A 19,517-nucleotide genomic window follows, 5' to 3' on the forward strand; every position below is an offset into this window, starting at 1 on the left:
TTCCCCTGTGACCAAAGAAGAACTCCACGTAAATCGCCCACACTCCGGGGTCACCGGGTGCGAGCATCCGCGTACAGCCTGTGGCCGCAAGGTTGTCGATGTACTCCCCGCACTCCCCAGTTCCAGAAAGAACGCGAGACATGAACAAGAACCGCGCCCTGCGCAACACCGCCGCCGTCGCCGTCGCCGTGCCCCTCGTCCTGATCGGTCTGGCCGCCCCGGCCGGCGCCGCCGAGCTCGCGCCCATCGCGGGCGCGGTGGACCACCTGGTCGCGGTGACCTCCGAGCAGCTAGGCCTGAGCACCCTGCTCGCCTACCTCGGTTTGTAGGATCCAGGCCCGTAGGACCTGGTCAGGGTTCTGCGGGCCCCGGCCGGGCCCGGCCCGGTCGACGGGATCGGATCCGGCCCGGTGAGGACGGCGGCGAAGGGGGGGTAAGGCGCCCCCTTCGCCGCCTTTTGTGCGGTTTGTCGGCACGTGGCGCACAGATTCCTGGGCGTTTGCGTTCGCTGTGTGAGAGTGAGAAGTCCAGGGCGGCCGCGGCCGCCGTGCAACACAGCGACGGCGCGCGACAGAGTTCCGCGCGGCCCGTGAGGGGCGGTGAACGGCGTGTCCGGAACTACTCAGACGCCCAGGTCCGAGGAGTTCAGTCGCTACGTGTCCGAACGCGGACCGGCCCTGCTGCGGATGGCCCGCTCCCTCACCAACAGCCACGCGGACGCCGAGGACCTCCTCCAGGCCGCACTGGTCAAGACCTTCCTGGCCTGGGGGCGCATCGCCAACCCCCGCGCCCGCGACGGCTACGTCCGCCGGGCCATGGTCAACACCCAGATCTCCGAATGGCGCCGCAAGCACCTGGACGTCTACCCCACCGACGAGATCCCCGAGCAGCGGGTGGACGATCCGACGTGGCGCAGCGACCTGGCCGACGTGGTGGGCCGCTCCATCGAGCGCCTACCCGGCCGCCAGCGCACCACGGTGGTCCTGCGCTACTACGACGACCTCACCGAAGCGCAGATCGCCGAACGCATGGGCGTGACCATCGGGACCGTCAAGAGCACCCTGTCCCGGGCCGTGGAGAAGCTGCGCAGCGACGCCGACCTCATCATCGAGCGCACCACCAGCTGAGCGCACCACCCAGCCGAACCCGACCTGGCCACCAGGTTCTTCGAGCCGTTTCAGCCGGGTCAGTCGTACTCCGGTTTTCGGCCCCCGAGCCGCCAGCCACCGGCACCCGCCCCCGGTGCTTTGCGCGCGGCCGATTCGTACAGGTATTCGGATCGTGACTATCCGAGGAAATCCGGCCGGCGCCTTCCGCGCCCCTCCCCCGGCCCGCGCACACCCCGTCCGGACCGGCCGTGATCCGGCCCGTCCGCAACCTCTGAGCCTTCCCCGCGGCGTCGACCCCCCGGGCCATGATCGGCACCGCCCGAACCCGCCCCGACCGCCAGGAGGAACCACCGTGCGCACCACCCACTCCCCCGAGGACCGGGGGTCGGACACCCCCGACCCGCACACCCCTGACGATGGCCCCGACAGCACCCCCGATGGCGGCTTTGATCTGCCCGAACTCGCCCCACACAAGTGGAACCGGCACGGCGCCGCCGTCGCCGAGGCCTCCTGGTTCCGCATAGCCCGCCGCATGCCCGCGCTGGTCGCCCAGGCCGCCGTCCTGGCCTGGCAGAGCGGCCGCCGGGACGTCGTGACCACCGTCCTGTTCAACATCGGCTCCGGTGCCGCCACGGCCTGGGCGCTGATCGCCACCACTTCCGTCCTCACCGAACTCTTCGCTGAGGTGCCCACACCGGACCGGGTCTCGGCCGCGCTCCCCTCTCTGGCTCTGCTCGCCCTGGCACTGGTCCTGCGGGGCTGCTGCGGCGCCCTGGCCGGTCGCGCCCAGGCCCGCCTCACACCCAAGGTGGTCCTGGCCGCCGAACGGCGCCTGCTGCGCGACGCCACCTCCGTGGAACTGCGGGCCTTCGACGACAGTGACTTCCATGACCACTTGTACCGCTCGCACACCCGGGGCTGTGACGAGGCGGGCTCCCTGGTCCGCCAGACAACCGACCTGCTCACCGCGCTGGTGGGCATCGCCGCCGCCGCCGGGGTGCTGACCGCCCTGCACCCGGCGCTAGTGCCGCTTCTGCTGCTGGCGATGGTCCCCCAGTGGTGGGGCGCGGCCGCCTCGGCCCGGATGCGGTACCGGATGATCCTCGCCTTCACCGAGGGCAGCCGCCGCAAGTACATGCTGGAACAGCTCATGACCGCACGGGAGAGCGCCGCCGAGGTGCGTTCGTTCACGATGGAGCGCCGCCTGCTCGCGGAGTTCGACCGCGTGGCCCGCCGCGAGCTGGACATCCACCTGGACCTGGCCACCCGCCAGTCCGCCGTCCGACTGGCCGGGGACACCGCCAGCGGTCTGGTGACGGCCGGAGTGTTCGCGGTGCTGGCCGTGCTGCTGGTCCAGGGCGTGGTGCCGATCGCGGTCGCCGGGGCCGCCGTCGTCGCCGTCCGAGTGGCCCAGGGGGCGTTGAGCAACGCTCTGTACTCGTTGACCAGGCTGTACGAGTCGGGGCTCTACTTCTCCGACTTCGTGGCCTTCCAGAACGAGGCCCGCACCCGCCTGCCCCGCCCCGACCTCGCGCCCGCCCCGGCGGGGTTCGAGGAGATCAACCTGCGGAACGTGACCTTCGGCTACCCCTCCAGCGAGGTCCCCGCCCTGAAGGACGTGAACCTCACCCTCCGCCGCGGCCGGACCGTGGCGTTGGTCGGGGAGAACGGCTCGGGCAAGAGCACCCTGGCCAAACTGCTGTCCGGGCTGTACACGCCCCAGCAGGGCAGCGTGCGCTGGGACGGCACCGACCTGGCCGGGGTGGACGGCGTGAGCCTGCGCGAACGGATCTCGGTGATCGCCCAGGACCACACGCACTGGCCGCTGACCGCACGCGGAAACACCGTGATGAGCAGCGCCGAGTGCCCCGACCGCTTCTCCCGTGCCGCTGCGGCCGCCCAGGCCGACGCCGTGGTCTCGGGGTTCCGGAACGGCTGGGACACCCTGCTGGACAAGCGCTTCGCTCACGGCGTCGAACCCTCAGGAGGTCAGTGGCAGCGGCTTGCCGCAGCCCGCTCCTTCTACCGCGGTGACGACGGCACCGAGGTGCCCCTGCTCATCGCCGACGAACCCACCGCCGCCATGGACGCCCGCGCCGAGCACGGCTTCTTCACCTCCGTGCATGCCCATGCCCGCCGCACGGGCGCGACAGTGGTCCTCATCACGCACCGCCTGGCCTCGGTGCGGATGGCCGACCACATCGTGGTGCTCGACAAGGGGCGGCTGGTGACCCAGGGCAGCCACGCCGAGCTGATGTCCGAGGGCGGCCTCTACCGGGAACTGTGGGAACTCCAGGCCAGCGCCTACCGGACCCCGTCCGTCCCGAGGCCGCGCACGCCCTGATCCACCGGGACCCGCCGGAACCCGGGCGGGGAGGGGTCGCCGACCAGGGCCCCTCCCCGTCCGGGGGATTCGTTTTGCGCAGGACCTCCGCGCTCTGTAGTCTGGTCGCAGCCAGGAGGATTCGCCTAGAGGCCTATGGCGCCGCACTGCTAATGCGGTTAGGGGGCAACCCCTTCATGGGTTCAAATCCCATATCCTCCGCGCTATGACCTGGGGCTTCTCGCATCGCGAAAGTGAGAGAAGCCCCAGGTCTTCTTATGTTCAGGGGTCCACTGGCACAGGATCCGTGTCATGTACGCACACCAGCCGCCCACAGCCCTCGCTCCAGGCCACTGACCTGTGAGGACGAGCCCCGGGGTTACCTGAGGCCGAGAGTGTTGCAGAGGGCATGTGACGAAACCCAGCGCACCCGACGGCCTCAACGGGTGACATCGATCCTGGTCACAGGAGGATGTCTGGGCCAGGCAAACCCCTTGAACACAACAACGGAGCCCCGTTAGCAGGTCAGGAACTCTCACAGCCCTGGCCCTCACAAGGACTCCGTCGCACTCCCAGTCTGCCGCGCCCTCCTCCGCCCCGTCCGCGCTCGCCCAAGAGGAGACCCCCGGTCGGCGAGGCCACCACCGCCTGGGCTGCGTCGGCCTGATCTGCCTGTGCGCCGTGCGCTCCGGAGCCCGTTCCCTGACCGCGATCAGCCAATGGGCACACAGCGCCCCCAACACACCATGGTCCGGCCGGGAGCCCGCATCACCTGATCCCGCTCTCGGGATCCGCCGACCTCACGGCTCAGCCACCATCCGTCGGGGACCGACCAGCCTGGACCCCGCCACCCCGACCCGCACGAGCACTACCGCTGACCTGACCGTGCTCATCATCGAAGGCAACAGCGTGCGGGACTCGCGCACCCACCGGTCCCAGGCCGTGCACCTGCTGGCCGCGATGGCTGAGGTGCCCCGCGTGTGCGGACCGGGTATGGCCCGCAGAACACGGCGACGCTGCACAGCCTGACGATCCCGCTGCTGACCGAGTCGTGGATGGCCAGCCTCCCCGAGGCGGTGCGCTGGGTGCCCTACGAGACCTTCACCCGTCCTCTCGAGCTACTCCAGATTCCATGAACAGGAGCAGACCCATCCCTCACCCGGTTTTGCAGCAGCCATGACGCGGTAGGGGCCCTTTGTTCATGTCCGGAGCGCCTCGGCTCAGGCGAGATCAGAGCCAGCCCTCTTCCTCGGCGATGCGCACGGCGTCGATGCGGTTGCGGGCCCTGAGTTTGTTCACAGCGGTGGTGAGGTAGTTCCGGACCGTCCCCGGGGTGAGGAAGAGCTGACGGGCAACCTGGGGGACGTCGACGCCCTCGGCGACCAGCCGCAGTACCTGTGTCTCCCGGTCCGTGAGCGGGCTCTCTCTCGATTCGAGCGCGGACAGGGCGATCTGGGGGTCGATCACCCTCTCACCTTCCATCACCGCGCGGATCGACGTGGCCAGGCGGCCCGGGGGGATGTCCTTGAGGAGGAATCCCGAGATCCGGGCGTTCAACGCGCGCCGCAGGTGCGTCGGAAGGCCGAGATTCGTGAGGATGATGACCCGGCACGACGGCAGCTGCTCGCGCAGCTGTCCTGCGGCGCTGATCCCGTCGGTACCGGGGAGGTCGATGTCCAGGAGCGCCACGTCGGGCTTGACCTCCAGGGCTTCGGGGAGGATCGCGTCGCCCCTCTCCAGGCTCGCAACCACCTCGATACCCTCCTCCAGCTCCAGGAGTGAGGTCAGGGCCATCCGGAGCAAGCGCATGTCCTCGGCAATCAGGACACGAATCATCCCGCCTCCCCGGATCTATGAATGCTGGACATTCGCTCCACCTTTCCTTGCCTGCAGGCCCCCACGACCACACGTAATCGCAGGTGGCAAAGGAAACGGCGACCCACGAGAACGGGACTTAGGGTTCAACCAAAACAGTTGAAAAAAATCATTAAGATCACCTCAGATCGATTTTGCAACAACCTCCCCATGTCCAACTTTTGCGGGCTGCGAACAAGAGTAGCAAGTCCATTCCAAGAGCGTAAGAACCCGCGAGGAGGGGCGCGTGGCGCCGACCGAAGCCTCCCTGGACCGGATTTCTAGCGAATCTCCAACGCGGCTCGAACCCCTGGCCAGAACGTGTGAGCCAAGAGTTGAAGCAACGCGGACGATCGGAGTGACCATGCGAATACAGAAAGAGATAATCCGACTACAGGGCATTATCGACCTCCCCTTCGGAGAGCTCCACGCGCGGGTCGAGGGTTTCTACGCCCGGCACATGCAACTCCTGGACTCGGGAAGAGCCGAAGAATGGGCGGCGCAATTCACCGAGGACGCCGTGTTTGACGTGCCCACTCTGCCGGAACCGGTGAGGGGCAGGGAGGGCCTCATCGCCTCCGTTCGCGAAGGGCGGCGCAGGTTGGCCGAAAGCGGACAGAGGCACCGCCACTGGCAGGGCGTGATAGACGTCCAGCGCCAAGACGACGGGACGTTGCAGGTCCGCGCCTACACCCAGGTCCTCGCCTCGACTGTCGGGGAGGGACCGGAGGGCGGGAGGTCATGGCTCCACAGGGTCTGCGTATGCGAGGACGTCCTAGTCGTCGAAGGGGAGGCGTTCCTCGTCCGTTCCCGGAAGGTGACGAGGGACGACCTTGCCTGAGCGAGCAGAGACCATCACACCCGACGACCCCCGTTACGAACCGCTGGCCCAACGCTCCGCGAACGGGCGCTTCCCCTGCCGCCCGGAAGCCTTCCGTCTGGCGCACCGCGCGGAGGACGTGGTGAGCGCGCTGGAAGAGGCGGTGGCGGCCGGGCGGCGCGTCACGGTCCGCAGCGGCGGCCACTGCTACGAGAATTTCGTCTCCGACCCCTCCGTCCACACGGTCATCGACCTGTCCTCGATGGACGGCGTCTCCTTCGCCCCCGAGCGAGGGGCGTTCGAGGTCGGCCCCGGAGCCCGGCTGCTCGACGTCTACGAGAAGCTCCACGACGGCTGGGGCGTGACCCTTCCCGGAGGTGCCAGCAGATCCGTGGCCATGGGAGGCCACGTCCAGGGCGGCGGCTACGGAGCGCTTTCCCGAAGCCACGGGACCGTCGTGGACCACCTCCAGGCCGTCGAGGTCGTCGTGGTCGGTCCTTCCGGGCGGGCCCGGACCGTCGTCGCCTCGCGTGAGGAGGACGACCCGCACCATGACCTGTGGTGGGCCCACACCGGAGGCGGAGGGGGAAACTTCGGTGTCGTGACCAGGTATTGGTTCCGCACCCCCGGCGTCACCAGGACGGACCCGTCCCTGCTGCTCCCCCGCCCTCCCTCCCGGGTGCTGACCCACAGCACCCTGTGGGCCGGCGAGGACATGGACCGCGGCTCCTTCCGCGCGCTGGTCGGCAACCACGGCCGCTGGCACGAACTGAACAGCGCGCCGGACTCGCCCTACACAGGACTCTTCAGCGGGTTGGTGCTGTTCGGCCGCGGAACCGACGGCAACCCCCTGGCCGCCGCGGCGTTCGCCCACATGGACGCCGACGTCCCCGAAGCCCGTCGGCTGCTCGAAGAACACCTCCGTGCACTCACCGACGGGGTCACCGCCGCGCACCTGTCCTCGACCACCGAGACGCTCGCCTGGCTCCCCTCGGTCCGGGCCCTCGCCGACGCTCAGGACAACGAGACCGGCCGACTCAAGATCAAGGCGTCCCACCTCCGGCGGGGCTTCAACAGGGACCAGATAGACACCCTCTACGACCGGCTGCTCAGGGCCGACCACAGCGCCGCCAGCGCCTCCGTGTCCCTCCAGTCCTACGGGGGCCGCGTCAACTCGGTGCCCTCGCACGCGACGGCCCTGCCCCAACGCGACTCCGTCCTCAAGGCCCTCTTCATCAACGCCTGGCACGATCCGGCGCTCGACACGGCCAACCTGGCCTGGATACGCGAGCTCTACCGAGACGTCCACGCCGCCACCGGCGGGGTCCCGGCACCCGGTGAGGCCAACGACGGCTGCTTCGTGAACTTCCCGGACAGCGACACTCTCTCGGCGGAATGGAACACCTCCGGGGTCCCCTGGAGCCGCCTGTACTACGGGGACGGCTACGACCGCCTGCGGCGTGTCAAGGCCCGGTACGACCCCCTGAACGTCTTTCACCACGCGATGTCCGTGAGCCCGTGACGACCGACGGAGGATCCATGCGCCTCATTGACCTGTCCACACCGATCGACGCCGCGGGATGGGAGCCGGACCCGGTCACGCACGAGATCGTGTCAGCGGAGGAAGGAGCCCACCACATGGCGCGGGAGATGCGCAAGCACTTCGGGGTGGACTTCGATCCGAGTGCGCTGCCCGGCGGCCAACTGCTGTCACTGGACCGGATCAGCCTGACGAGCCACACCGGCACCCACGTGGACGCCCCCTCGCACTACGGCCCCCCCGAGGACGGGGGCCGTCCCGCCGACATCGACGAGATGCCCCTCGACTGGTTCGTGCGACCGGGGGTGGTCATCGACATCTCGGATGCCGAGGTCGGGACCGTGGGCCCCGACCGGCTCGAACGAGGGCTGAAGGAGGCGGGCTGTATCCCCTCCCCCCTGGACATCGTCCTCTTGCGGACCGGAGCCGACCGCCATGCCGGCACCCGGCGCTACTTCACCGACTTTGTCGGACTCGACGGTCCCGCGGTCGAGTTCCTGCTCGACCTCGGTGTCCGCGTCATCGGCACCGACGCCTTCAGCCTCGACGCGCCCTTCACCCACATGATCGGCGCGTACCAGGCGACCGGCGACCCTTCCGTCCTGTGGCCGGCCCACCTGGTCGGCCGACGCCGCCCCTACTGCCAGATCGAACGCCTGTCCCGCCTGGAGGACCTGCCGTCCCCCCACGGGTTCACGGTCAGCGCGCTACCTGTTCGGATCTCCGGTGCGGGGGCGGGTTGGACCAGAGCCGTCGCTTGGGTGGACCGATGAGCGCCCGGGAACGGCCCCTACTGCTCTGCTTCCACCACGCGGGTGCCGGTCCCTCCGCGTTCACGGGCTGGTCGCGCGTGCTCGACGGTGCCGCCGAGGTCCTACCGGTCCGGCTTCCCGGACGGGGTACGCGTTTCCGGGAACCGAGGATCACCAGCCCCCCGGACCTGGACCGGTATCTGAAACACCTGTTGGACCCGGTGGTGGGCCACCGTCCCCACGTGCTCTACGGGCACAGCCTCGGCGGCCTCGTGGCTCACCGGTGGGCCCTGCGCCGTGAAGCCGAAGGCCACCGGCCACCGGACCTGGTGGCCCTGGGCGCGGTGTCCCCGTCTCCGCCACGACCGCCGCTGAGCGGCACCGAGCTGACCGACTCGACGCTACTGGAGTTCACGGCGTCGCTCAGGGCTCCGACCGACGGCGCCGCAGTCGACCAGGGCATCTGGAACAGGTTCGTACTGCCGGTCCTGCGCGCCGATATCCGGTTGGCCATCGCTCTGGCCGACTACGCCCCTCCTCTTCCGGAAGGTGCGACGTCGAGCCCGATCCTCGCCGTCAGCGGGCTCGACGACCCCCTCGTACCCCCAGGGGAGATGGCCGGCTGGGCCGACCGCACTCGGGCGGGCTTCACGGAACGCACGGTACGGGGCGGCCACTTCTTCGCCCGCGACCCGCGGGTCCCCGCCCTGATCGCGGAGGAAGCCGGGCTGACCGGAGCGACGGGCCAATCGCCAGACCAAACGAGAGTCCGGGCGATGCGCCTGGAGGCAGGGAGAGCGGAATGAACCGGCGTGTTGTCATCACAGGTATCGGAGTGGTCGCTCCCGGCGGAAGGAACACCAAGGAGTTCTGGGACCTGCTGACCGCGGGCCGTACCGCAACGCGGACGGTGTCGCTGTTCGACGCGGCACCCTTCCGCTCGCGTATAGCGGCCGAGTGCGATTTCGACCCTGCGGCAGAGGGCCTGCCCGAACCCCGGGCCCGGGAAATGGACCGGGCGACCCAGTTGGCCGTGGTCGCCGCACGTCAGGCGCTGACCGACAGCGGGTTCGCGCACCCTCCCGAACACCCTTACCGGACCGGCGTCACCATCGGCACCGCCGTCGGCGCCACCATGAGCCTCGACACCGAGTACTCGGTGGTCAGCGATCACGGGGCGAAATGGCTCGTGGACCACGAGCGCGCGGCCCCGAACCTCCACGACCACCTCGTCCCCAGTTCCTTCGCGGCGAGGATCGCCTGGGAGGTGGGCGCGCAGGGGCCGGTCTCCGTGGTCTCCACCGGGTGCACCTCGGGTCTGGACGCCGTCGGCCACGCAGTCGAACTGATCCGGGAGGGGTCCGCCGACTCCATGGTCGCCGGAGCGACCGACGCGCCCATCTCACCGATCACGCTCGCCTGCTTCGACGCTATCCGGGCGACCTCGCCGCGCAACGACGACCCCGAGCATGCCTCGCGCCCCTTCGACCGCACCCGGAACGGCTTCGTGCTGGGCGAGGGCTCGGCGGTCTTCGTCCTGGAGGAGCTGGAGTTGGCGCGGCGGCGGGGCGCGCACGTCTACGCCGAGATCACTGGCTTCGCCTCGCGTTCCAACGCCTACCACATGACCGGTCTGCGCACCGACGGTTCCGAGATGGCCGAGGCGATCCGCGCCGCCCTGGACAGGGCGCGTCTGGACCGTACCGACGTGGACTACGTGAATGCCCACGGTTCCGGCACCAAACAGAACGACCGGCACGAGACGGCCGCTTTCAAGAGCGCCCTGGGCGAGCACTCTTACCGGGTGCCGATCAGTTCGATCAAGTCCATGATCGGCCACTCCCTCGGTGCCATTGGTTCCCTGGAGATCGCTGCCAGCGCCCTGGCCATCGAGAACGGGGTGGTGCCACCCACCGCGAACCTGCACGAGCCGGACCCGGAGTGTGACCTCGACTACACGCCGATCACGGCGCGGGAGACCAGGGTCGACACCGTCCTGACCGTCGGCAGCGGGTTCGGCGGTTTCCAGAGCGCCATGCTCCTGGCCAAACCGAAGAGGGGATGACGATGGTTGTTCAGACACCGATGGCGGAGGCGGCCGGGCCGGACCGGGGTGACCGGAGAGCGGCCGCACCGGTCGTCACCGGGATCGGCGTGGCCGCCCCGAACGGGCTCGGCACCGGTCCGTGGTGGCGGGCGACCCTGGCCGGCGAGCGCGCGATCGGCCCGATCACCCGGTTCGACGCCGGCTCCTACCCTGCGCGCCTGGCAGGGGAGGTGCGCGGGTTCGACCCCGGCGAGCACCTGCCCAGCCGACTGATACCGCAGACCGACCACATGACGCGGCTGGCGCTTACCGCAGCGGCAGAGGCCTTCGCCGACGCGGGTGTGGAAACGTCCGCTCTGCCCGACTACGCGGCCGGAGTGGTGACCTCGGCCTCGGCGGGCGGCTTCGAGTTCGGCCAACGCGAGTTGCAGGCCCTGTGGAGCAAGGGCAGCCGACACGTGAGCGCCTATCAGTCGTTCGCGTGGTTCTACGCGGTCAACACCGGCCAGATCTCCATCCGGCACGGCCTGCGCGGGCCGAGCGGAGTGCTGGTGACCGGTGAGGCTGGAGGGCTCGACGCAGTTGCTCAGGCGCGGAGGCGGCTGCGCGAAGACGCCGATCTCATGCTGACCGGCGGGGTGGACGGTTCCCTCTGCCCCTGGGGGTGGACGGCTCTGCTCTCCTCAGGCCGACTCAGCACGTCGGACGACCCGGAGCGCGCCTACCTGCCCTTCAGCGCCGATGCTCGGGGACACGTCGTGGGTGAGGGCGGGGCTCTCCTCGTCCTGGAAGCCCCCGAGGCCGCCCGGGCGCGCGGCGCGCGCGTCTACGGCGCCCTCGCCGGTTACGCGGCCACCTTCGACCCCGCACCCGACACCGGCGGAGAGCCCGGCCTCCGACACGCGATCGAGCAGGCCCTCGACGAGGCGGACGTGACACCGGACCAGGTCGGTGTGGTCTTCGCCGACGCCTGCGGGGTTCCCGACGACGACCGCGCGGAGGCCGACGCCATTTCCGGGGTCTTCGGCCCCCGGGGTGTGCCCGTCACCGCTCCGAAGACCCTGACCGGCCGGTTGTGCGCGGGCGGCGCCTCACTCGACCTGGCCGCTGCCCTGCTCAGCGTCTACGAAGGTGTCGTGCCCCCCACCGCCGACATCGGCGCACAGGCGGAGGGAGTCCACCTCGACCTGGTGACCGGAGCTCTCCGGTACGGCCGGGTCGGTGCGGCGCTCGTGCTCGCCCGGGGCCAGGGCGGGTTCAACGCCGCGGCCGTCGTACGGGCCGCTGACCTCTGACACGGACGCCGTGGGCTTCCCGACAAGACTTTCCCCGACAGACAACGACGACAGGCAAGGAGAACAGGACATGCCCACCATGGCTCTGACCGAACTCATGCGCATCCTGCGCGACTGCGCGGGACAGGACGAATCCATCGATTTCGAGGGTGACATCGCCGACGTGCCCTTCGAAGAACTCGGCTACGACTCGCTGGCGCTGCTCCAGGCCGCGGGCATGGCGGAACGCGAACACAACGTGCGCCTGGACGACGAGGCCGTCGCGACGGCCACCACCCCTCGGGAACTCCTCGCGACCATCAACCAGAGCATGGCCGTGGAGAGCCTCTGACCAGCGACCCCATCCCTCCGTCCGAAACGGACGGCCGAACAGCCTCGGAGAGGAACACACATCATGAACAGCGACGAGAGGAAGGTCGCGCTGGTCACCGGAGCGACCAGCGGGATCGGTCTCAGCACGGCGCGGGCCCTCGCGGAAGCGGGCATGCGGGTCTACATCTGCGCGCGCGATGCGAACCGTGTCTCCACAACCATCGCGAAACTGCGCGCCGACGGTCTGGACATCGACGGGGTCCCGGCCGACGTGCGCGACCCGGATCAGGTCCGTGCACTGGTCAAGGGCGTGGTCGAGAGCCGCGGGCGGATCGATGTCCTGGTGAACAACGCAGGGCGCAGTGGTGGCGGACCGACCGCGCAGATCCAGGACGAGCTCTGGTACGACGTCATCGACACGAACCTCAACGGCGTCTTCCTGGTCACCCGGGCCGTCCTCAACGAGAGCGGCATGGGTGAACGCGGGTGGGGGCGGATCGTCAACATCGCATCGACCGGCGGCAAGCAGGGCGTCGAGCTGGGCGCCCCCTACTCGGCCTCCAAGCACGGTGTCATCGGGTTCACCAAGGCGCTGGGCAAGGAGCTGGCCAAGACCGGGGTGACCGTGAACGCGGTCTGCCCCGGCTACGTGGAGACCCCGATGGCCGAACGGGTCCGCCAGGGCTACGCCTCCGCTCTGGAAACGGACGAGGCGGAGATACTCCGGCGCTTCCAGGCCAAGATCCCGCTCGGCCGTTACTCGACACCCGAAGAGGTGGCCGGCCTGGTCGGCTACCTCACGACCGATACCGCCGCATCCATCACTGCTCAGGCGCTCAACGTCTGCGGCGGCCTCGGCAACTACTGATCCCGACCTCCGGAAGGAAAATCCCCGTGTCCGCAGCAGAGCACCGCATGAGCCACAGCATCACCGTCGAGTCGCCCGCCGCCCGGGTCTACCAGATCATCTCAGCGGTCGAGTCGTGGCCCCTGTACTTCGAACCGAACATACACGTTGAGGTCCTGACTCGCGGTGACACCAACGAACGTGTCCGGCTCTGGGCCACGGCCAACGACGAGGTCAAGTCGTGGACCTCGCGCCGGGAGCTGGATCCGGAGCACCTCACCGTCTCCTTCCGTCAGGAGGTCTCCCAGGCCCCGGTCGCGTCCATGGGCGGCGAATGGAGGGTCGTCCCGGTGACGGACGAGCGCTGTGAGCTCTGGTTGGACCATGACTTCACCGCGGTCGGCGGGGATCCTGAGCTGACCGAGTGGATCACCAGGGCCGTGGACCGCAACAGCGACTCCGAGCTGGGCGCCGTGAAGTCCCTGGCCGAGTCCGGCGACGGCCTGGCCGAACTGGAGTTCTCGTTCGAGGACACCGTCCGGGTCGACGGGGCCGCCGCGGACGTCATGGAGTTCCTGGACCGCGCCGACCTTTGGCCGACGCGCCTAGAACACGTCAGCCGGTTGGAGCTGAGCGAGGACGGGGCCGGTGTCCAGAGGATGTCGATGGACACACGCACAGCGGACGGTTCCGTGCACACCACGGAATCCGTGCGCGTGTGCCTGCGCGACCAGGACCGGATCGTCTACAAGCAGATCCGCACCCCGACCCTCATGCGGGCTCACACGGGCGAGTGGCGGATCGCGCGCGCACCGGGAGGAGGGCTCGACGTCACCTCCCGCCACTCCGTCATCATCCGGGCCGAGGCCGTGGCGGACGTGTTGGGGGAGGAGGCGACCGTAGCCGACGCACGCTCGTTCGTCCACCAGGCCCTGAGCCGGAACAGCGGGGTGACCCTGGCACGCGCGAAGGAGTTCGCGGAGGGGCGCTCCCGGTCGGGCTCGGCCACCGCCTCGGCCTGAAGGCCGGTCCCGCGGTGCCGCCTTCTCGGCGGGGCCGCGGGACCGGCCCGAGCGGTTCAGCCCAGGCTCTCCGGCTCTGCGGCCGTCCTCTCCAGGAAGGGCGTGTAGAGGCCAGGTGCGCTTGTGGCGAGGGCGCGCAGGATTCGCGCGTGCGGTTCGAAGTCGGGGTGCCCCACGGCCTTGCGGAAGGAGTCGACGTCCCGCCACTCGGCCAGGTTGACGTAGTGGCCGGGGCGGTCCAGGTGCCGGAGCATCCTGTGGCTGACGAAACCGGGCTGTGCGCGGAAGAAATCCGAGGTCGCCTCGAAGGCGCGCTCGAACTCCGCCACCGGACCGCTGACCTCAAACCTGTTGACGAAAGTGACCATGACCTCTCCTGGGAACCGTCGATCCTGCAAGAACCCTTTCGACGGTGGGCCACGGGCCTGGACCCCCGCTAGAAGACGAACGGACGCGCGCCCGTTGCAGTCGGGCCCCGTCCGGCCATCTCACACGGGCTGGCCACGGAGACCGCCGTTCTCCGGTACCGCGGGGGACACGGGCAGTTCCGCCGACAGCCGATAGGTGTCACCACCGCACGGCTTCGCGGTCAGGGTCCCGCCCAGGGCCTTCACCCGTGCGGTGAGGTTGCTTATCCCGGTACCACCGAGGTGCCCGCTGTCGCCCCGGTCCTCGTTCAGGTGGTTGGGACCCCGGCGGGCCAGGCCGTCGTTGACGACGGTCAGCCAGGCACGGCCCTCCGAGCACTCGACCCGGATCTCGCAGACCTCGGCCCTGCTGTGGCGAAGGACGTTAGTGACGGCCTCCCTGAGGACGATGGCCAGGACCGTCTCACTCCGGTCGGTGAGACTTCCCTCGGGCACATCCATGGAAATCGTCGACCGTATGCCGGCCGCCGCCAGGATCGAGGCGGCCGAGGCCACCTCCGAGTCCAGGGACATGCTGCGGAGGCCCTCCGCGACAGACCGGACGTCGGCCAGGGCGCCTCGGGCGGATTCGAGGGCTTTGGCAAGCTCGCGGTGGGCACGCTCGGGTTGCGTACTGATCAGGCGGGAGGCGAGCTCGCACTGGAGGGTCAGGCTGGACAGGCTGTATCCCAGCAGGTCGTGGAGGTCCCGGGCGAACCGCAGCCGTTCCCGGACCAGGACCAGGTGGGCCAGGTCGGTCCTGGACCTGTGCGTCTCCGTCACCAGGTCGGAGAGCTTGCTCAACGAGTAAACGACCATGCAGGTCATCAAGGTGGACACCGTGCTGTAAGCGAGTTCTCCGGGGGAGAAGCCCAACAGGAAGTGAATCATCTGCATGCTGAACGTGGTGGCTCCCACCAGGACCCACGAGAGCGGTGCGCGCAGGATGAGCAGGAACGAGGCCGCGAGGAAACCAGGCATGCCCAGCCACGCCTCCCCGAACACCAGGAACGGGAGGTAGGTGAGCAGGGCTTGGGTGCCCAGTGTCAGGTACCGGTAGTGGCTCAGCCGCGGCGCTAGGGAGGGGAAGGAGTGCAGCATCTGAAGGCACAGCAGCAGTGCGAGTAACGACAGCGCCGCGGGGATCGCCCCGGAGGCCCCTCCCGAGGAGACGTCTCCACGCGGAAGATAGGAGACCGCCACACCGAAGAAACCGAGAATGACCACCATGGTGATGGCTTTCGCCATACGGGGTTCGGGTTCCGTCCCACGCACGACCTCCTGGTACTGAGGCCTGTTCGGTGCTCCTCTGTCAGCAGACGAGGGAATGGAGCTCAAGATTCCTCCGAGTCAACCGTCCTGAGGCGTGTCCGGGGCGGGCGGACACTGAATTGCGCGCACCGGAAACGGTGCTTCAGCACCTAAGCATCCACCAATACACCGTCGACGGGAACAGCGTCGGAAGCGGGTGTGGAAACCTTTTCCCGGGCGCCCCGGGCCCACCCGCCTCTCCTTCCCCCGCCGTCACAGGTCAGGTCACTGACAACCCTCCGTCAATGGTCACCACCGTGCCGTTCACGTAGGAGGCTTCGGGCTCCGACAACCGGACGACCCAGTTCCCGATCTCCTCCGGCGCACCGACCCTGCCCGACGGGATACGCGGTGTCATCCCCGCCAGGAAGTCGTCGTAGGCTTCCCGGGTCATTCCGGCTCGGACTCCGACACCCGTGTCGATCAGACCCGGAGCGATACCCACCACGCGTACGCCCCGGTCCGCCAGTTCCACTGCCCAGGTGCGGGTCAGGTGGTCCAGGGCGGCTTTGGTGGCGCCGTAGACGGCGTTGCCCGGCAGACTGCGCAGACCGAGCGCCCCGGCGGAGCCGACGTTGACCACCACTCCCCCGGAGGCCTCCAGGGCTTTGAGCGCTTTCTGGGTGAGCAGGATCGGGGCCACCAGGTTAGTCTGCACCTGGGCCTGGACGCTCTCGTGCTCCAAGCCCGGGAGGTCCGCGAAACTCGCGGTCGCCGCGTTGTTGACCAGAACGTCCAGCCCGCCCAGGCGCTCCAGGGCGGTATCGACTACGGTCCCCGGCCCCTGCGGCTCGCAGATGTCCGCTACCAGGTGCAGAATCCGAGGGTGTGTGTCGGCGGTCTCCCGGAGCGTCGGCTCGGAGCGCCCGACGACCAGGACACGGTCTCCCCTCTCGGCGAAGGCGCACGCGGCTGCCCTGCCGATACCGGTTCCCCCGCCCGTGACGACCACGGCACGGGCGTGCGTTCTGTCAGAAGAAGTAACCATGCCCAGAAGCTAGATCGCTGCGCTTGAAACAGGGTCGAGCCCGGTCGGGGCCCGCACCTTCGAGGCTCCAGCGGTTTCCTGCCGCCCTTCCAGAAGCCGTGGTGATCCTTACCTGGAGCAAGCGTCGGCCCTGTCCGCCCTCACCGAGGCGGACGGGGCCGGGCAGCAACCGACGAACGGGAGCCGGAACATGGCGACAGCAGCTACGAGCGCGGGACAGCACGCGATCACGCACGAAGAGGCCACGCAGCGCGCGATCGACGAGATAGTGGCGACCGGCGCCGCCGGTGTGCAGTTCCGCGTCACCAAGGAGGGCCACCAGTTCACGGTCACCTCGGGTACCGCGAAGCTGGGCACCGACGAACCGGTCCCCGCCGACGGGCACTTCCGTATCTCCTGCATCACCAAGACCTTCGTGTCAACCGTGGTCCTCCAGCTGGTCGCCGAAGGGCTCCTGAAGCTGGACGACAAGGTCGATCAGCACCTGCCGGAGCTCCTGCCGGAGGGGCACCGGATCACCGTCCGGAACCTCCTCCAGCACACGAGCGGCCTGTACAACTACTCCGACGCCTTCCAGAAGCCCGGGGACCGCTTCCTACGCGACCGCCACAACCACTACGACCCCCGGGACCTCATCGCCATCGCGACGGGCAAGCCACTGGGGTTCGAGCCCGGCAGCGAGTTCCAGTACTGCAACACCAACTACTTCGTCATCGGGCTCCTCATCGAGAAGCTGACCGGCCGCTCGTACTCAACGGAAATCCGTGAGCGCGTCATCGACCGGCTAGGTCTGAGTAACACGCACCTGCCCGGTGACGACGAGAACGTACCCGAGCCGCACGCGCGCGGCTACATGCAGATCGGTGGCTCGTCCGTGGACGTCACCGTCATGAACCCATCCGAGGCCGGGTGCGCGGGCGAGATCATCTCCACAACGAGCGACCTGGACCGCTTCCTGGTGGCTCTCTTCGACGGAACCCTTCTCAGCACCAACGAGCTCTCCGAGATGACCACGCCCCTGCCAGAGGAGATGATTCACGACCTGCCCATGGGCATCGGCTACGGCCTGGGGTTGATGCGCCTCGCCAACGACACAGATCTCGACCTCTGGGGACACGGCGCCGGAATCCCCGGCTACGCGACGTTCGCGGCCACGACGCGGGATGGCGCCCGACGTATCCAGTGCTCCATCACCCTGGACCAGGAGTTCGATGAGGCCCAGGAGAAGGCCGTGATCCGTGCACTGAACGTCGCGGTCTGCCACTGACGCCGGCATACCGGAGGAAGCGGAACGCGGCCTCCGGACGGCGGAATCCGCCGTCCGGAGGCCGCGTTCCGTCTACCGCGGCACGCGTGCGGTGACGTAGCGGACCGGAACCTCGATGGTCAGGGGCCCGTCACCAGAACGCATGGCGTCCAGGCCGGTGATGAGGGTCCGCCGCAACTCCCGGCTCTGGGCCTCCGCGAGGTGCTCCCACAGCAGGCGCATCCCCTGTGTGTGCGACCAGTCGACCCACGCCTCCCCCGACCGCGCGACCATGTCGATCTGTTCGTCGACGACGCTCACCTCGCGGTATCCGGCCGACTCGACCGCCCGGACCAGGTCCTCAGGGTCCTCCAACCAGGAGTTGAAGCGCTGTTGGAGCCGTTCGGGGTGCCACTCCGGCGGAAGGTCGCGCAGGAGCGACCGCGGGATGAGGTCGGTGAAGACCGGGGGCAGGAACGGGAAGGTGCCGGAGTCGAAGACCGGGGTGCTGAAGGCCAGCCGCCCGCCGTCAGCTGTCAGGGGGACGTAGCGGCTCAGGGCGGCCGGCGCGTCCGGCAGGAAGATGACGCTGTAACCGCCCATCACCACGTCGAAGGAGCGCTCCGGCAGGTCCGGGCGCTCGGCGTCCATGACACGCGCAGTGACGTTGTCCCGGCCCTGGGCTCGGGCCTGTTCCACGGTCTGCTCCACCATCGCGGACGCGATGTCGATCCCCAGGACACTTCCCCGGGGGCCGACCCGGTCCGCGGCGGGGAAAACGGACGCACCCGCGCCGCATCCGATGTCGAGGACCCGGTCCCCCGGCTCGGGCCGCGCGTGGTCGACCAGACGCCTCGCCATCGGGGTGAAGAACTCGACCCCGAGGCGGTCGTAGCGCGCGGCCGCCTCATTGAACGCGCTGGTGACTTCCCCTTTGTATGTCGCCCTGTCCACGTCTTCCTCCCAAGTACCCGGACACCGCAGAAAAATACGGCTGCCCAACCAGAAACGAATACCCATTCTTTTCCATTCACCATCTTTCCCAAAAATGCCTGGCCCCCAGTAGAGCCCGAGTGGAGTGCTGTTAGAAAACCATTAATGCGGCAGTGGAGGGAGAAAAAATAAGACAGCAACCCCTTGCATTCACATTCACCGGAGCGCAGTATCTCATTAAGAAATTCCCCTCCCCGAATCGAGGAAAATATGTCAGCGAAGTTCGACGCGGTGCGCCGCATGGTCAGGGCGTACAACACGGGCGAGACCGACGACGTGGCCGAGTACATCCACCCCGAGTATCTGAACCCGGCGTCCATCGAGCACATGGACCTCGTCGGCCCCGCCTCTTTCGCCATGGCGGTCAAGTGGCTGCGGATGACCTTCTCCGAGGAGGCCCGACTGGAGGAGGTCTCCCTGGAGGAGCGGGGCGACTGGGTGCGCGCGAACCTGGTGCTGTACGGGCGTCATGTCGGCAACCTCGTCGGAATGCCCGCCACGGGACGGGTGTTCTCCGGCGAGCAGATCCACCTGATCCGGTTCGTGGACGGCAAGATCCGGGACCACCGCGACTGGCCCGACTACCAGGGCACCTACCGCCAGCTGGGTTCCCCGTGGCCCGAGCCGCAGGGCTGGCGTCCGTGAGCCCCG

Annotated in this window: 20 protein-coding genes and 1 tRNA gene; 16 read left to right on the plus strand and 5 right to left on the minus strand. The window is 68.8% G+C overall.

Annotated elements, in window-relative coordinates:
* Positions 1-140: 140 nt before the first annotated feature.
* The 5 genes from D457_RS0103255 (at position 141) to D457_RS36105 (ending at position 4,568) form a co-directional block, all read left to right on the plus strand.
* On the plus strand, positions 141-329 hold the full coding sequence (locus D457_RS0103255) for a hypothetical protein (RefSeq protein ID WP_017579208.1): 189 nt from the start codon (positions 141-143) through the stop codon (positions 327-329).
* Between the two features lie 270 nt (positions 330-599).
* Positions 600-1,127 carry a SigE family RNA polymerase sigma factor gene (locus D457_RS0103260; protein ID WP_026116289.1) on the plus strand — a complete coding sequence of 176 codons (528 nt, stop codon included), beginning with the start codon at positions 600-602 and terminating at the stop codon, positions 1,125-1,127.
* 334 nt (positions 1,128-1,461) lie between these two features.
* Positions 1,462-3,453: an ABC transporter ATP-binding protein gene (locus D457_RS0103265; RefSeq protein ID WP_017579210.1), complete on the plus strand. Its 1,992-nt coding sequence runs from the start codon at positions 1,462-1,464 to the stop codon at positions 3,451-3,453.
* Positions 3,454-3,567: 114 nt separating this feature from the next.
* Positions 3,568-3,654: transfer RNA gene (locus D457_RS0103270), tRNA-Ser, on the plus strand.
* A 758-nt stretch (positions 3,655-4,412) separates the two neighbouring features.
* Positions 4,413-4,568: a hypothetical protein gene (locus tag D457_RS36105; RefSeq protein WP_017579211.1), complete on the plus strand. Its 156-nt coding sequence runs from the start codon at positions 4,413-4,415 to the stop codon at positions 4,566-4,568.
* Between the two features lie 94 nt (positions 4,569-4,662).
* On the opposite strand, the gene D457_RS0103280 is transcribed toward D457_RS36105, so the two are convergent.
* Entirely contained in the window at positions 4,663-5,268 is a 606-nt protein-coding gene (locus tag D457_RS0103280) for a response regulator transcription factor (protein WP_017579212.1), read from the minus strand.
* Between the two features lie 265 nt (positions 5,269-5,533).
* Here D457_RS0103280 and D457_RS0103285 point away from each other — a divergent pair, with 265 nt between their 5' ends.
* The 9 genes from D457_RS0103285 (at position 5,534) to D457_RS0103325 (ending at position 13,921) form a co-directional block, all read left to right on the plus strand.
* Entirely contained in the window at positions 5,534-6,127 is a 594-nt protein-coding gene (locus D457_RS0103285) for a nuclear transport factor 2 family protein (RefSeq protein ID WP_239645998.1), read from the plus strand.
* Entirely contained in the window at positions 6,120-7,628 is a 1,509-nt protein-coding gene (locus tag D457_RS0103290; protein ID WP_017579214.1) for an FAD-binding oxidoreductase, read from the plus strand. The genes D457_RS0103285 and D457_RS0103290 overlap by 8 nt, the downstream gene beginning before the upstream one ends.
* A gap of 17 nt (positions 7,629-7,645) precedes the next feature.
* The gene (locus tag D457_RS0103295) at positions 7,646-8,419 is read left to right on the plus strand and encodes a cyclase family protein (protein ID WP_017579215.1); all 774 of its coding nucleotides are present in this window, start codon (positions 7,646-7,648) and stop codon (positions 8,417-8,419) included.
* Positions 8,416-9,204 (plus strand): thioesterase II family protein, encoded by a 789-nt coding sequence (locus D457_RS0103300; protein ID WP_017579216.1) that lies wholly within the window; start codon positions 8,416-8,418, stop codon positions 9,202-9,204. The genes D457_RS0103295 and D457_RS0103300 overlap by 4 nt, the downstream gene beginning before the upstream one ends.
* Positions 9,201-10,463, plus strand: a complete 1,263-nt coding sequence (locus D457_RS0103305) for a beta-ketoacyl-[acyl-carrier-protein] synthase family protein (protein ID WP_017579217.1) — start codon at positions 9,201-9,203, stop codon at positions 10,461-10,463. The genes D457_RS0103300 and D457_RS0103305 overlap by 4 nt, the downstream gene beginning before the upstream one ends.
* A 20-nt stretch (positions 10,464-10,483) precedes the next feature.
* Positions 10,484-11,740: a ketosynthase chain-length factor gene (locus tag D457_RS0103310; protein ID WP_017579218.1), complete on the plus strand. Its 1,257-nt coding sequence runs from the start codon at positions 10,484-10,486 to the stop codon at positions 11,738-11,740.
* A gap of 70 nt (positions 11,741-11,810) precedes the next feature.
* Positions 11,811-12,071 (plus strand): acyl carrier protein, encoded by a 261-nt coding sequence (locus D457_RS0103315; RefSeq protein ID WP_017579219.1) that lies wholly within the window; start codon positions 11,811-11,813, stop codon positions 12,069-12,071.
* 63 nt (positions 12,072-12,134) lie between these two features.
* The gene (gene fabG / locus D457_RS0103320) at positions 12,135-12,920 is read left to right on the plus strand and encodes a 3-oxoacyl-ACP reductase FabG (protein ID WP_017579220.1); all 786 of its coding nucleotides are present in this window, start codon (positions 12,135-12,137) and stop codon (positions 12,918-12,920) included.
* A gap of 26 nt (positions 12,921-12,946) precedes the next feature.
* Entirely contained in the window at positions 12,947-13,921 is a 975-nt protein-coding gene (locus tag D457_RS0103325) for an aromatase/cyclase (protein WP_239645999.1), read from the plus strand.
* Between the two features lie 56 nt (positions 13,922-13,977).
* Here the strand turns inward: D457_RS0103325 and D457_RS0103330 are convergent, their stop codons facing one another.
* From D457_RS0103330 to D457_RS0103340, 3 genes are all read right to left on the minus strand, one after another.
* A complete protein-coding gene (locus tag D457_RS0103330) occupies positions 13,978-14,289 on the minus strand; it encodes an antibiotic biosynthesis monooxygenase family protein (RefSeq protein ID WP_017579222.1) in 312 nt (103 codons plus the stop codon).
* 120 nt (positions 14,290-14,409) lie between these two features.
* Entirely contained in the window at positions 14,410-15,576 is a 1,167-nt protein-coding gene (locus D457_RS0103335; RefSeq protein ID WP_017579223.1) for a sensor histidine kinase, read from the minus strand.
* A gap of 283 nt (positions 15,577-15,859) precedes the next feature.
* Positions 15,860-16,627 (minus strand): SDR family NAD(P)-dependent oxidoreductase, encoded by a 768-nt coding sequence (locus D457_RS0103340; protein WP_193374442.1) that lies wholly within the window; start codon positions 16,625-16,627, stop codon positions 15,860-15,862.
* Positions 16,628-16,817: 190 nt separating this feature from the next.
* Here D457_RS0103340 and D457_RS0103345 point away from each other — a divergent pair, with 190 nt between their 5' ends.
* Positions 16,818-17,894 (plus strand): serine hydrolase domain-containing protein, encoded by a 1,077-nt coding sequence (locus tag D457_RS0103345; RefSeq protein ID WP_239646000.1) that lies wholly within the window; start codon positions 16,818-16,820, stop codon positions 17,892-17,894.
* Positions 17,895-17,966: 72 nt separating this feature from the next.
* Here D457_RS0103345 and D457_RS0103350 read toward each other — a convergent pair whose 3' ends face one another.
* Positions 17,967-18,827: a class I SAM-dependent methyltransferase gene (locus tag D457_RS0103350; protein WP_017579226.1), complete on the minus strand. Its 861-nt coding sequence runs from the start codon at positions 18,825-18,827 to the stop codon at positions 17,967-17,969.
* A 249-nt stretch (positions 18,828-19,076) separates the two neighbouring features.
* Here D457_RS0103350 and D457_RS0103355 point away from each other — a divergent pair, with 249 nt between their 5' ends.
* Positions 19,077-19,511, plus strand: a complete 435-nt coding sequence (locus D457_RS0103355) for an ester cyclase (RefSeq protein WP_017579227.1) — start codon at positions 19,077-19,079, stop codon at positions 19,509-19,511.
* Positions 19,512-19,517 lie beyond the last annotated feature (6 nt).

The sequence above is a fragment of the Nocardiopsis valliformis DSM 45023 genome, assembly GCF_000340985.1.
In the GTDB taxonomy this organism is placed as follows: domain Bacteria; phylum Actinomycetota; class Actinomycetes; order Streptosporangiales; family Streptosporangiaceae; genus Nocardiopsis; species Nocardiopsis exhalans.